The organism is Edwardsiella piscicida (genome assembly GCF_021733145.1).
In the GTDB taxonomy this organism is placed as follows: domain Bacteria; phylum Pseudomonadota; class Gammaproteobacteria; order Enterobacterales; family Enterobacteriaceae; genus Edwardsiella; species Edwardsiella piscicida.
In genome coordinates this window covers 2,153,159-2,166,329 of record NZ_CP090968.1, presented here as the reverse complement: position 1 = coordinate 2,166,329, position 13,171 = coordinate 2,153,159, and the positions used below count along the sequence as shown (strand labels likewise).

Here is a 13,171-nt window from a genome sequence, read left to right as displayed (position 1 = left end):
CCCCGTTCGCCTCAGGGCTGGGTGGGGTAGGCGCACAGCAGAGCCAGCGGGTAGCGTGCGCCCCGCTGGTAACAGCGCAGGCTTTCCGCCACCAGAGGGGAGCGCAGCTGCGTGGCGCGAAGGATTTGCGCCGCGTCTAGCCACAGGCAGCGGTCGATGTCGTCGTCATGGGGGACAGCGTCGACCATGCGCGGCAGATCGATGGCGAAGGTAAAACGCAGAAACGGCGTGGCGTCCGGCGCCACCCACTGAAAGATCTGCAGCAGATGCTGCGGATCGGCGCGGAGGCCGCTCTCCTCCCAGAGTTCGCGCGCCGCCGCCTGCAGCAGGGTCTCCCCGGCCTCCAGGTGCCCGGCGGGCTGGTTCCAGCGCGGCTGGCCGTCAATGGTCTCTTCAACGATTAAAAAACGCCCTTCGGCCTGAACTACGCAGGCCACGGTCACATGGGGTTTGAGCACGGTGATGCCTCCGTCGCGGCGCTGAGGCCAGAGGCCGTCAGGGCCAGTCGATCAGGCGCCATTCCCCCGGCGCCAGATCCTGCAGGGTAAGAGAACCCATACTATAGCGGATCAGGCGCAGCGTAGGATAACCGATATGGGCCGTCATGCGGCGAACCTGGCGGTTACGCCCCTCATACAGGGTGATTTTAAGCCAGCTGGTCGGGATATTTTTACGTTCGCGGATCGGCGGATTGCGCGGCCAGAGCCACTCCGGCTGTGCGACGCGCTCGGCCAGGGCGGGCAGGGTCGGGCCATCTTTCAGCGTCAGCCCTTGGCAAAAGCGCCGGAGATCCGCCTCGTCAGGCTCGCCCTCGACCTGCACATAGTAGACTTTGCCGGTGCGCTTGCCGGGCTGGGTCAGCTGCGCCTGCAGCCGACCATCGTTGGTCAGCACCAGCAGCCCCTCGCTGTCGCGATCCAGCCGCCCCGCGGCGTAAATCCCCTGCAGCGAGATATAGTCTTTCAGGGTGGCGCGCCCCTGCTCATCGGTAAACTGCGGCAGGACGTCGAAGGGCTTATTAAAAATCACCACCTGACGCGGCGCCGCGGGACGCTTGGCTATACTGGGACGGCGGGAGAATGACGCCGGACGCCGAGCGCGGGAAATGGGGGCTGTTTTTGACATTTCTGTGGCCATATAGGATGTTAGCAAGGAGCTGTCCGCGCAGGATTGTGCGGCGGCGCACGGATTATACCTAAAAATGGATTCCGATTGGCGTCTGTCTTTAATTTCAGTAATATTGACATAAGTTTTACAGTGATTTAACAAAATAGCAGAGAAAGATAAGGTGTAATTTTTATTAAATCAACCGGTTGGCGTCTGTTAACGCAGGCGAGGCCTGAGCGAGTTACGCGGAGGGATAGGTTAATGGAAAGTAAAGTCGTTATTCCGGTCAACGGGCAGAAGATTAGCGCCGATGCGCAGGGAAAGCTGAGTGTCCCGGCGACGCCGATTATTCCCTTCATCGAAGGCGATGGTATCGGGGTCGATGTAACGCCGGCGATGATCAAGGTGGTGGATGCCGCCGTCGCCAAGGCGTACCGCGGTGAGCGCCGCATCGCCTGGATGGAGATCTACACCGGAGAGAAGGCGACCCAGGTCTATGGCCCGGATGTCTGGCTGCCCGATGAGACGCTGGATCTGATCCGCGAATACCGCGTAGCGATTAAGGGCCCCCTGACGACGCCCGTCGGCGGCGGGATCCGCTCTCTCAACGTGGCGCTGCGCCAGCGGCTGGATCTGTATATCTGCCTGCGTCCGGTGCGCTATTACCAAGGGACGCCCAGCCCGGTCAAACAGCCGGAGCTGACGGACATGGTGATCTTCCGTGAAAACGCCGAGGATATTTACGCCGGCATCGAGTGGAAAGCCGACAGCCCCGAGGCCAAAAAAGTCATCGATTTCCTGCGCAAAGAGATGGGCGTCAATAAGATCCGCTTCCCTGAGCACTGCGGCATCGGGGTGAAGCCGTGCTCCGAGCAGGGGACCCAGCGCCTGGTGCGCGCGGCGATCGAGTACGCTATCGCCAACGATCGCGACTCGGTGACCCTGGTGCACAAGGGCAACATCATGAAGTTTACCGAAGGGGCCTTTAAAGATTGGGGATACCAGCTGGCGCGCGAGGAGTTTGGCGGCGAGCCCATCGACGGCGGACCGTGGCTGGCGGTGAAGAATCCACACAGTGGGAAAACCATTGTGATCAAGGATGTGATCGCCGATGCCTTCCTGCAGCAGATCCTGCTGCGTCCGGCGGAGTATGACGTGATCGCCTGCATGAACCTGAACGGCGACTATATCTCCGACGCTCTGGCGGCGCAGGTCGGTGGCATCGGCATTGCGCCGGGCGCCAACATTGGCGACGCGTGCGCGCTGTTTGAGGCGACCCACGGCACCGCGCCGAAGTACGCGGGTCAGGATAAGGTGAACCCCGGTTCGATCATCCTGTCTGCCGAAATGATGCTGCGTCACATGGGCTGGACGGAAGCGGCGGACCTGATTGTTAAAGGTATGGAAGGGGCGATCGCCAATAAGACCGTGACCTATGACTTCGAACGTCTGATGGATGGCGCTAAGCTGCTGAAATGTTCAGAGTTTGGCGATGCGATCATCGACAACATGTGATGTTCTGAGTGGTTAGAAAATCAACGGAGGTGTAATAACCTCCGTTTGGTTTTGTCGTATGCGAATGGACATCAAAAAATGACCGACGCTCCCTTCATTACACCGCGACACCGAGTTTGTCGCCCGTTTTTCTCCGCCTATCGTCATCGGTATCTCACCGGCTAATTGGATGATTTATGGCTCGACAATTGCCGGGTATACCGCATATAGATAATACGTTTTGCCTGGTATCGTCTGCTGACATCCGCGCATCGCTCCATACTTTTGGGTCGATAGCCCCTTCGTCACGGTAAACGACTTCCCATCAGACACGGCGTGCTGAATATCGTTTTTGACTAAACGATCAATCAATCTAAACGTTATGCTTATCGCCACACATTAGCGCCTCGCGCTGATTACGGATAATCAACACGATTGACATATCGGGGAATTTATATAGAGAAGAGAATACTGTCTTTGACAACCTTACGCCACGCTGCGCATTACGCCGGTTCTCCGACGTTACCGCTTCGCTGGTAACATTTTAGTAGGGTTAATCCCGCTGGGATACGCTGATATTTATTGATCGTTTTATTCACTTTGAAATGAATGCCCCGTTTTCGGGGCGCTCTGTTATGAATGACTCCCCAGCTGACCAAGGCGGCCTCTCTATGGCGTGGTTCGCTCTGCGTTCTCAAAACGCTCGGGGCAGCCTGTGGTTTGTCACGAGAGGCAGGGCAGGGTAAGGCGCCAGCCTACGTCCGAAGGTTAAATCCTCATGCTGCCGTAGAAGCGCGGCGGCTCGTAGCGCGGGGAGTTGATGCGCCAGTGGCCACCAATGGATACAGAGACGAGTGGCTTTCGGTTAAACAATAATACGCTTTATCATCCCTGGTAATGACGGCGCCTCCTATAATTAACGGGCATATTGATAGCCACGATGGGGAATGGAATGAAACAGGAGCTCAGTCAGCAACCGGTGCCCGACCGCGCGGAGCCGAATGCGTTTTTTCCCTCGGCGTTTTCGCTGAATCAATTTACCCGTTCCACCTCCGATCTGAGCGGCGCGGACTATGCGCAGCGCTACGACGGCGGTAAAAAAATCTTAGTTATTGCGACGGATGAGCGCTATCTCGCGATGGCGAACGGTACGCTTTTCTCCACCGGGAACCATCCGGTAGAGACGCTGCTGCCGATGTATCATCTGCACCAGGCGGGCTTTGCGTTTGATATTGCGACGCCCTCGGGCCTGATGGTGAAGTTTGAGCATTGGGCCATGCCCTGTGAAGATGCGGCGATTCAGGGGCTGTACCAGCATTATCTACCGCAGTTTCGTCGCCCGCGTCGTCTGCGAGAGGTCCTGTCGGCGCTGACGGCGGGAGAGCAGGACTATGCCGGCGTATTTATTCCCGGCGGTCACGGCGCGCTGATCGGCCTGCCCTTTGACGCCGACGTGGCGGAGACGATCCGCTGGACCATGCGCGAAGATCGCTATCTGATTGCCATTTGTCATGGTCCGGCGGCGTTTCTCTCTCTGGCGCTGGGGGAGAACCCGCTGCGGGGCTATGCCCTGTGCGCCTTTCCCGACAGCGCCGATCGACAAACGCCGGCGATCGGCTATATGCCGGGCGAGCTGCCGTGGTTTTTCGGGGAGCGGCTACAGGCGATGGGAATGACCTTGGTCAATACGGCGATTTCGGGGCAGGTGCACCAGGATCGCAAGCTGCTGAGCGGAGACAGCCCGTTTGCCGCCAACGCGCTGGGGCAGCTGGCCGCGCGGACGCTGCTGGCGCAGTACGGCGCCTGAGGCGCTGCGGCGCGTTTTCTGTGAGTGGGGATGCTTAACGTCCCCACAGCAGGATCAGCAGCGCGGCGGCGATCCCCCAGGCGACGACGGCGCTCAGCAGCGCCAGGGAGAGGCGAAGGTGGGGAACCAGCAGGTACAGCGAGAGCAGGTAGACAAGATAGGGAATGATGGCCCAGATGCCGAACAGGATCGTCCGACGCAGGGCATCGACGCTGTGTTCACGGCCGACGATATAGTGCGCGATCAGCGCGAAGGTGGGGAACATGGGCACCAGCCCAGCCAGGTAGTAGCTTTTACTGCGCGAGAGCAGGGCGATTAGCAATACCGCCAGCGCGCCAATTAGCGCTTTGAGGGTGAGTCCCATGGCGCGGCACTCCTTTGCGGATGGGCTGCGGAGGAGACCCCCGACGCGGATGCGCCGTTGACAACGGCACCCGCCGCGCCGGGGAGAACCGGTTACTGGCGGTAGACGTGCTTGATCTGCGCCATGGTTTTCTTAAAGGCGTCGGATTGGTCCTGATCCTCGATGCGGGCGGCGTATTTTTCCATGTTGATGATCACTTTACCGGCGTCGGCCTGGCCCATCGCCTTGAGCATCTCGGTCAGGGTCGCTTTCAGGCAGGTGACCTCGTGCGTTAAGGCTTCAATGGTCGCTTCGGTAGAAAAATCAACGTTACTCATAGGTTACCTTTCGTTCAGATAATATACCGCTCGCCTGTGGCACACGGCTGTTCATAGGGGGTCGATAGCAATTGCGCAGGGCAAAATCGATAGCGGAGTATATCACAAAACCCAGTTTATTGCGCTGTAACGTTACGGGGATTGATCCGATTATAGCGCCGTTTATTTTTTACTTTATATACACAGAAAAATGTCGTTTTTGTATACACTAAGGCGATAGGCACGCCATTTATCTGCGGTGGGATTAAGTCATTTTTGTCGTGTATTTTCTCAATGCGCTGATTATATTCAGCCTATTACGAGGCTGCGTCAAAATCGCGTTTTTTTACGCGGCAGTTTATGGGGTAGCGCAGCGTTTTTAAACGATTTACAGATAACTTATTGGTTTTAAAAGAGTGTTTCGGTGCGATGCCGGCGCGTGAGGATATCGGTACACGCCAACCGCCTTATCAATATTTCCGCATTAAGTAACATTTACACTATTCATTCTTTCGGCAAAAAACAGTAAACTGAGACAGCTTGGTATAAAAGTATGCTGTTGTTTCCTCTAGCTGGGAGATTTATCTTTGATTAGCGTTCTTCTTGTTGATGACCACGAACTGGTGCGCGCAGGGATCCGACGCATTCTTGAAGATATCAAAGGGATTAAAGTGGTAGGCGAGGCGCAGTGCGGCGAAGATGCGGTGAAGTGGTGCCGCAGCAACTGTGCAGATATCGTATTGATGGACATGAACATGCCGGGCATCGGCGGGCTGGAGGCCACACGTAAGATCCTACGGGTAAAGCCGGAGATCAAAGTCATCATGCTGACCATTCATACGGAAAATCCGCTGCCGGCGAAGGTGATGCAGGCCGGCGCGTTCGGCTATCTGAGCAAAGGGGCGGCGCCGCAGGAGATGATCAGCGCGATCCGGGCGGTATACGCCGGTCAGCGCTATATCGCCTCTGATATCGCCCAGCAGATGGCGCTGAGCCAGCTGACGCCGCAGAGTGAATCCCCGTTTGGCTCGCTTTCTGAGCGCGAGCTGCAGATTATGCTGATGATCACCAAAGGCAGCAAGGTGACCGAGATTTCTGAACAGCTGAATCTGAGCCCAAAAACAGTGAACAGCTATCGTTACCGTATGTTCAGCAAGCTGAACATTAGCGGGGATGTCGAGTTAACCCACCTGGCTATCCGTCACGGGCTGTGCAACGCAGAGAAAATCTTGAGCAGTGAGTGAGCGCTTTGATGCGGTCGCCTTCCTAAAGACGGTGACCAACCAACCGGGTGTATACCGGATGTACGATGCCGGCGCAGAGGTTATTTATGTCGGTAAGGCAAAAGATCTCAAAAAACGCCTCGCCAGCTACTTCCGTCGCCAGCTTGCCAGCCGTAAAACCGAAGCCCTGGTACGTCAGATAGCCCAGATCGACGTGACCGTGACCCACACGGAAACGGAGGCGCTGCTGCTGGAGCACAATTACATCAAGCGCTACCAGCCCCGCTATAACGTGCTGCTGCGCGACGACAAATCCTACCCCCTGATCTTTCTCAGCGCCGAGCGCCACCCGCGTTTGGCGGTACACCGCGGCGCCAAGCGCGCCCGGGGCGACTACTTTGGCCCGTTTCCCAACGCGAACGCGGTGCGTGAGACGCTAGCCCTGCTGCAGAAGCTGTTCCCCATTCGCCAGTGTGAAGACAGCGTCTACCGCAACCGCTCACGTCCCTGCCTGCAATACCAGATCCAGCGCTGCCTGGGCCCCTGCGTCGCCGGGCTGGTCAGCGATGAGGAGTATGCCCGCCAGGTAGAGTATGTGCGGCTGTTCCTCTCGGGAAAGGACAGTCAGGTGATCGACGCGCTGGTGGCCAGGATGGAGGAGGCCAGCCGGGCGCTGCGCTTTGAGGAGGCCGCGCGGCTGCGCGATCAAATCCAGGCGGTGCGACGGGTGACCGAGCGCCAGTTTATCTCCGGCGATCACGATGATATCGACGTGATTGGCGTCGCCTTTGAGGCGGGGATGGCCTGCATCCATGTGCTGTTTATTCGCCAGGGGCAGGTGTTGGGCAGCCGCAGCTACTTCCCTCGGGTTCCCGCAGGCACGACGCTGGCTGAGGTCCTGCAGACCTTTGTCGGCCAGTTTTACCTGCAGGGCAGTCAGATGCGCACGCTGCCGGGAGAGATCCTGATCGACTTTGCCCTGCCGGATCGCCAGCTGCTGGCGGACTCCATCAGTGAGCTGGCCGGACGACGGATCCACATCCAGTCGCAGCCGCGCGGCGATCGCGCCCGCTACCTTAAGCTGGCGCGCACCAACGCCTCGACGGCCTTGAACAGCAAGCTCTCCCAGCAGTCGACCATTCTGCAGCGCCTGGCGCAGCTGGAGCAGGTGCTGCGACGGGCGGACATTCAACGCATGGAGTGTTTTGATATCAGCCACACTATGGGGGAGGAGACGGTGGCTTCCTGCGTGGTATTCGATCGCAATGGACCGCTGCGCAGCGAATATCGGCGCTATAATATCAGTGACATTACCCCGGGCGACGACTATGCCGCCATGCGCCAGGTGCTGCGCCGTCGCTATGGTAAGGCGCTGAACGAAGAGAAAATCCCCGACGTTATTTTTATCGACGGCGGTAAGGGACAGCTGGCGCAGGCTAAGCAGGTGTTTGCCGAACTGGAGGTGCCTTGGGATACGCATCATCCGCTGCTGCTGGGGATTGCCAAAGGGAGCGATCGCAAGGCGGGGCTGGAGACGCTGTTCTTTGAAGCACAGGGGGAGGGCTTCTCCCTGGCGCCAGACTCAGCGGCGCTGCATTTGATCCAGCATATCCGCGATGAGTCGCATAACCACGCGATCGCCGGGCATCGGAAAAAACGGGCGAAGGTACGCAGCACCAGCGCGCTTGAGTCCATTGAAGGCATCGGACCCAAGCGGCGCCAGCAGCTGCTCAAATATATGGGCGGAATGCAACCGCTGCGCGATGCCAGTGTTGATGAGATCGCAAAAGTGCCCGGTATTTCAGTCGCATTGGCGGAAAAGATCCACTATGCGTTGAAACAATGAGGGCGTTGTAGCAACATAAACGCAGTATCCACGAAAGGAAGATAGTCCAGTACTATGCGATTAAATATCCCCACGTTATTAACGCTGTTCCGCGTTATATTGATTCCGTTTTTTGTTCTGGCGTTCTATCTTCCGTTTGCCTGGGCCCCCTTCGCCTGCGCGCTGATCTTTGTGGTGGCGGCGGTGACCGACTGGTTTGACGGCTATCTCGCCCGCCGCTTGAAGCAGACTACCCGCTTTGGTGCCTTCCTTGATCCGGTGGCCGATAAAGTGATGGTGGCGACGGCGCTGGTGCTGGTCACGGAGTATTACCACGTTTGGTGGGTGACCCTGCCGGCCGCGACCATGATCGCCCGCGAAATTATCATCTCCGCCCTGCGTGAGTGGATGGCGGAGATCGGCAAGCGCAGCAGCGTCGCCGTCTCTTGGATCGGCAAGGTGAAAACCACCGCGCAGATGATGGCGTTGGTCGGCCTGCTGTGGCGCCCAGACATCTATATCACCGTCGCCGGGATCGTCGCGCTGTATATCGCCGCGGTGTTGACCTTCTGGTCGATGTTCCAATACCTGAGCGCTGCCCGCAGCGATCTGCTGGACTCCTGACGACGCTGCGTTAAAAAGCGGCAAACGGGCGGCCGATGCGAAAAAGAGAGTTGACGCCGCCGGTCAGATAAGTAGAATGCATCGCATCGGACGGCAATAATGAAAAGCCAGAAGATACAACTAAATAAGTTGATTATGCGGGAATAGCTCAGTTGGTAGAGCACAACCTTGCCAAGGTTGGGGTCGCGAGTTCGAGTCTCGTTTCCCGCTCCAAATTTAAGATCTTGCTCCACGGCAGGGTCAATCAGTTTGGCGCGTTAACAAAGCGGTTATGTAGCGGATTGCAAATCCGTCTAGTCCGGTTCGACTCCGGAACGCGCCTCCATTTTATTTGTCGCCGCCCGGATGGTGGAATCGGTAGACACAAGGGATTTAAAATCCCTCGGCGTTCGCGCTGTGCGGGTTCAAGTCCCGCTCCGGGTACCATGACAAAATAGTATAAAAATCAAAACGATATGTTTTGTGTTTAAGCCACCGCAAGGTGGTTTTTTTGTATCTTAAATTTATTCAGTGGCAGCAAAATGGCAGCAGATAAAAACGCGCCACCGACTTCTCCGTGTTTTTCTACCCGCGGTTTCCCGCCATGCAACGTATAAACAGAAAAGCCCGCAGGTCTCCCTGCGGGCTTTTTGTGTTACTGAGGTTTGGGTGCCTTGGGGCCATGCGTTCGACAAAGCGATCGGGGCGGCGAACCACCCCTGTCGCTCACTTACTCGGATCCGTAGGCCATGTGAGCCACTATCTCCACTTTGCCGCTTCGGAAGCTAACGTCGCAGAGATTTTGTTTTGTCAGCAGTAATACGCCTAATAGCGTGATACTGGTAACGATTAGCGCGATAAGCGCTGGTTTGTGTGGCTCCATAGCCGACTTCTCCTTGCCATTTGGCGAGTAAGTGGGCTACTATCATGTTGTCATGCATAAGAGAGGCTCCACGTTGATTTATCGTCAGGTGGGGCTTTTTCTTTGCCTGCAGGTTGCCCAGACAGACAAGTCCAAGGCACCCGCGGCTAATCTATCGCCTTTCGCTGTTCTGCGCAAATAATCACCGCATACTCATTCTGCCGCCGCGTAGTCTACGGTCCATTTTGCGTGGGGTTTCTGCGGAGGGTCGCGATGCGGTCACTGGCTTGCCTACGCGGCTGCCCCTCAGCTTTCTCGTTGCGATGAAATGGCGATAGGGTGGCGACGTAGCCATGCAACGTATAAACAGAAAAGCCCGCAGGTCTCCCTGCGGGCTTTTTGTGTTACTGAGGTTTGGGTGCCTTGGGGCCATGCGTTCGACAAAGCGATCGGGGCGGCGAACCGCCCCTGTCGCTCACTTACTCGGATCCGTAGGCCATGTGAGCCACTATCTCCACTTTGCCGTTTCGGAAGCTAACGTCGCAGGACTCTTGTTTGTCAGTAGCAACACGCCCAGCAGGGTGATGCTAATAACGATCAGCGCGATGAGCGCTGGCTTTTGTGGCTCCATAGCCGACTTCTCCTTGCCATTTGGCGAGTAAGTGGGCTACTATCATGTTGTCTGTGCATGAGAGAAGCTCCACGTTGATTTATCGTCAGGTGGGGCTTTTTCTTTGCCTGCTGGTTGCCCAGACAGACAAGTCCAAGGCACCCGCGGCTAATCTATCGTCTTTCCCTCTTCTGCGCAAATAACCAAAAAATAACGCCCGTCGAGCGAGTTAGGCCCTTGGGTTTTGGGTGCTACAGAGCTATTGCACACCCCCTGGCTTTGTTGAATAAATCAGGTTTCGGGCAAGGATCCCCGTAGCGGGTCGTGTTTTCAGGTAATACGAACGCTTTCTGGCATACCTGCCTTCGTCATTTTGTTCAATGCACGCACCATGGCCATAGCCTCCGCAACCTGCCCATCATAATCACGCAGCGTCAATGAACCTCCGAATAGCTGTTTCACCCTGTACATCGCCGTTTCCGCTATCGAGCGACGATTGTAATCTGTTGTCCATTTCCACCGGGCATTACTCCCGCTCAGACGCTGATTAGCAACAGCACGGTTGCGGTCTGCGTATTCTCCGGGCCAGTAATCGGCACCCTTTCGGGGAGGGATGAGGGCACTAATTTTCTTTCGGCGCAGTTCATCGTGACATAACCGTGTGTCGTAAGCTCCGTCTGCAGCTGCTGACCTGATTTTTCTGTGTGTCTGCCGGATTAGCCCGGGAAAGGCCTCTGCGTCCGTGACATTGTTCAGTGAAAGGTCTGCGCAGATTATTTCATGTGTTTTAGCATCGACTGCAAGATGCAGTTTTCGCCAGATGCGACGACGTTCTTTACCCTGTTTTTTGACTTTCCATTCACCCTCACCGAAGACTTTCAGTCCTGTTGAATCAATCACCAGATGGGCTATCTCACCCCGGGTGGGGGCTTTAAAACTGATATTAACTGACTTTGTCCGCTTGCTAACGCTGGTGTAATCCGGGCAGCGCAGCGGAACGTCCATCAGCGTAAAAATGGAATCAATAAAGCCCTGTGCGGCGCGTAGGGTGAGGCGGAATACGCGTTTAATCACGAGGACGGTCGTGATAGCAAGGTCAGAATAGCGCTGAGGCCTTCCCCGGGATGAAGGCGTGGCTGACTCATACCAGGCCTGAATAGCCTCATCGTCCAGCCAGAAAGTGAGGGAGCCATGGTTAATGAGGGCCTTGTTGTAGGTCTTCCAGTTGGTGATTTTGAAATTTTGTTTTGCCACGGCATCGTCTTCGTTGTTGGGAGGATCTGAGCTCTGATCCTTCAACACAGCAAAAGTTCGATTTATTCAACAACGCCCATTGATCATTGAGCATTTGAAACGTCGTATTTAAAGATCCCATTAAAATACCGAGCGCGGCAAATAGCGATGACTTTTTTGACGTCGACGTCTGCTATTTCCGAGCGCAGCTATGCCGGTCGGGTTAGCTACGCAGGCTGAACCCCGGCGCCCGATCGTCGCTGCATCGGGTGTCTTCCCGCGTCGGGTGCTCTGGCGCATCGGCACCGTTCTGACGAGGCGAAGCACCGCCGCATACACCATTATCTTCCACCGCTGTAGAGACCTCAGATGGATATCTGGTTATGAATGAGACCTCCCCCCGTAAAATTAAAACCGGCGGTGACCCGCGAACCCTGCCGGATTATGCCGCCCTGCGCGATGAAATGAGCAAATTAACCCATCCGGCGCGCCCGGATGTGAACTGGCACTATGTCGAAAAGCGTTGTCTCTCGCTGTTTGAACACAATGGCGTGGAGCTACAGACCGCGGTCTGGTACACGCTGGCCCGCACGCACCTGGCCGGGTTGTACGGACTCAATGAGGGGCTGGCGATTTTGGATGCCTTGATAAGCCATCAGTGGGGCGCGCTCTGGCCGCAGCCGATACATACCCGCATGGAGATCCTCGGCGGTCTGAGCCAGCGTCTGCAGCAGCTGATGCGTACGCTTCCGCTAAGCTACAGCGATCTCAGTCAGCTGTATCAGGCAGAGCAGCTGCTTAGCCGTCTCGGGGGCGTGTTACAGCGTCTGGAGCTTAAGCACCTGAGCCAGCTTGATCCCCTGCGAGCGATGATACACAACAGTGCGGTCCGGCTGGAAAACAGCGACGCCGCATCCCGCGCCGATACCGTTATTCAGGCCGGTATTGTCGTGCCAGCGACGGTAATGAGCGGCATGGGTGCCTCGGCTGATATCTTGTCCGGCGTCGGGCGTCAAGAGCGCAATGAGCCCGGCGGTTCGGTCAAGTGGGTGTATGTCGCGCAGCCAAGGCGACAGGCGAATGTGGAGGTGCTGGCGGCGCTACCGCCCCCGGCGAAAAAATGGCGGTTCTTCATCGCCGGCATCTGCTCGACGCTGGCGATAGGCGCGGCCACCGCGTGGGGCTGGCAGGTGATCAATCCGAATCCGCTCAGCCCGGTGCCCGTTGCGGCAAAGGGCGCCTCGCTGAAGACGCTTGAGCAGATGCCCGCGCTGTGGCGACAGGAGTATGGCTTTGCGCTGGCCGCGCGGGCGGTGCCCGCTGAGGCGGAGAAAATGCGGGAACAGTGGCAGCGCTATATCAGCGGAAACGCCCTGCCCGCCGAGTCGCTTTCCGGCTGGCATCAGGGCATGGCGGGGTTAACGGATTTGACCCGCCGCCTGAATGCCCTGGATGAGCGTAAAGGCAAATATCTGACCGGCTCAGAGTTGAAATCGATGGTCTTTACCATAACGCAAAGCTTCGGGCGGACGATCCCCGTAGAGGAGCGTCTGTATCGATTAAGTCAGAGAGAGAAGGGGGCGGCGCTGCCGTCTGCGCAGATATTGCAGGAGGATATCTATTTTGAGCAACTATTAAATCGCTATGCGCTGATCAAGCAGCAGGCAATGCGCTGAATGGATATGCCGGCATAAAAATATGGGCAATACGCGCTTTCAGTGTGCCGAACGGTATCGGCGAGCGGCGC

12 protein-coding genes and 3 tRNA genes are annotated in these 13,171 nt (G+C 56.9%); 9 read left to right on the top strand and 6 right to left on the bottom strand.

The genetic code is table 11. The annotated features are described in order from the left end of the window. Positions 1–11: 11 nt before the first annotated feature. Positions 12–458, bottom strand: coding sequence for an NUDIX hydrolase (locus L1P05_RS09830; protein ID WP_012848887.1), 447 nt, complete (start codon positions 456–458; stop codon positions 12–14). A gap of 37 nt (positions 459–495) precedes the next feature. Then, positions 496–1,125, bottom strand: a complete 630-nt coding sequence (gene rluE / locus L1P05_RS09825; RefSeq protein ID WP_370686058.1) for a 23S rRNA pseudouridine(2457) synthase RluE — start codon at positions 1,123–1,125, stop codon at positions 496–498. A 243-nt stretch (positions 1,126–1,368) separates the two neighbouring features. Between rluE and icd the strand changes: the two genes are divergently transcribed. Together icd and hchA are read left to right on the top strand one after the other, a co-directional pair. After that, positions 1,369–2,622 (top strand): NADP-dependent isocitrate dehydrogenase, encoded by a 1,254-nt coding sequence (gene icd / locus L1P05_RS09820; RefSeq protein ID WP_012848885.1) that lies wholly within the window; start codon positions 1,369–1,371, stop codon positions 2,620–2,622. Positions 2,623–3,553: 931 nt separating this feature from the next. Then, the gene (hchA, locus tag L1P05_RS09815; protein ID WP_015461697.1) at positions 3,554–4,408 is read left to right on the top strand and encodes a glyoxalase III HchA; all 855 of its coding nucleotides are present in this window, start codon (positions 3,554–3,556) and stop codon (positions 4,406–4,408) included. 34 nt (positions 4,409–4,442) lie between these two features. Here hchA and L1P05_RS09810 read toward each other — a convergent pair whose 3' ends face one another. Next, positions 4,443–4,772 carry a GlpM family protein gene (locus tag L1P05_RS09810; protein ID WP_012848882.1) on the bottom strand — a complete coding sequence of 110 codons (330 nt, stop codon included), beginning with the start codon at positions 4,770–4,772 and terminating at the stop codon, positions 4,443–4,445. Between the two features lie 92 nt (positions 4,773–4,864). After that, complete coding sequence (locus tag L1P05_RS09805) at positions 4,865–5,089, bottom strand: DUF2594 family protein (protein ID WP_012848881.1); 225 nt, start codon at positions 5,087–5,089, stop codon at positions 4,865–4,867. 566 nt (positions 5,090–5,655) lie between these two features. Here L1P05_RS09805 and uvrY point away from each other — a divergent pair. The 6 genes from uvrY (at position 5,656) to L1P05_RS09775 (ending at position 9,166) form a co-directional block, all read left to right on the top strand. Next, positions 5,656–6,312 carry a UvrY/SirA/GacA family response regulator transcription factor gene (gene uvrY, locus L1P05_RS09800; RefSeq protein WP_012848880.1) on the top strand — a complete coding sequence of 219 codons (657 nt, stop codon included), beginning with the start codon at positions 5,656–5,658 and terminating at the stop codon, positions 6,310–6,312. After that, on the top strand, positions 6,305–8,137 hold the full coding sequence (gene uvrC, locus L1P05_RS09795; RefSeq protein ID WP_015683393.1) for an excinuclease ABC subunit UvrC: 1,833 nt from the start codon (positions 6,305–6,307) through the stop codon (positions 8,135–8,137). Before uvrY ends, uvrC begins: the two co-directional genes overlap by 8 nt. A gap of 54 nt (positions 8,138–8,191) precedes the next feature. After that, positions 8,192–8,740: a CDP-diacylglycerol--glycerol-3-phosphate 3-phosphatidyltransferase gene (pgsA, locus tag L1P05_RS09790; RefSeq protein ID WP_012848878.1), complete on the top strand. Its 549-nt coding sequence runs from the start codon at positions 8,192–8,194 to the stop codon at positions 8,738–8,740. A 137-nt stretch (positions 8,741–8,877) separates the two neighbouring features. Beyond that, positions 8,878–8,953 (top strand) — tRNA-Gly (locus tag L1P05_RS09785). A gap of 38 nt (positions 8,954–8,991) precedes the next feature. Continuing rightward, a tRNA-Cys gene (locus tag L1P05_RS09780) sits at positions 8,992–9,065 on the top strand. A gap of 14 nt (positions 9,066–9,079) precedes the next feature. After that, a tRNA-Leu gene (locus tag L1P05_RS09775) sits at positions 9,080–9,166 on the top strand. A gap of 283 nt (positions 9,167–9,449) precedes the next feature. On the opposite strand, the gene L1P05_RS09770 is transcribed toward L1P05_RS09775, so the two are convergent. Both L1P05_RS09770 and L1P05_RS09765 read right to left on the bottom strand, forming a co-directional pair. Further along, positions 9,450–9,602: a Hok/Gef family protein gene (locus L1P05_RS09770; RefSeq protein ID WP_015461695.1), complete on the bottom strand. Its 153-nt coding sequence runs from the start codon at positions 9,600–9,602 to the stop codon at positions 9,450–9,452. A gap of 919 nt (positions 9,603–10,521) precedes the next feature. Continuing rightward, the gene (locus L1P05_RS09765; RefSeq protein ID WP_012848877.1) at positions 10,522–11,445 is read right to left on the bottom strand and encodes an IS5 family transposase; all 924 of its coding nucleotides are present in this window, start codon (positions 11,443–11,445) and stop codon (positions 10,522–10,524) included. A gap of 362 nt (positions 11,446–11,807) precedes the next feature. Here L1P05_RS09765 and L1P05_RS09760 point away from each other — a divergent pair, with 362 nt between their 5' ends. Beyond that, entirely contained in the window at positions 11,808–13,100 is a 1,293-nt protein-coding gene (locus tag L1P05_RS09760; protein WP_034167960.1) for a VasL domain-containing protein, read from the top strand. Positions 13,101–13,171: the final 71 nt, after the last annotated feature.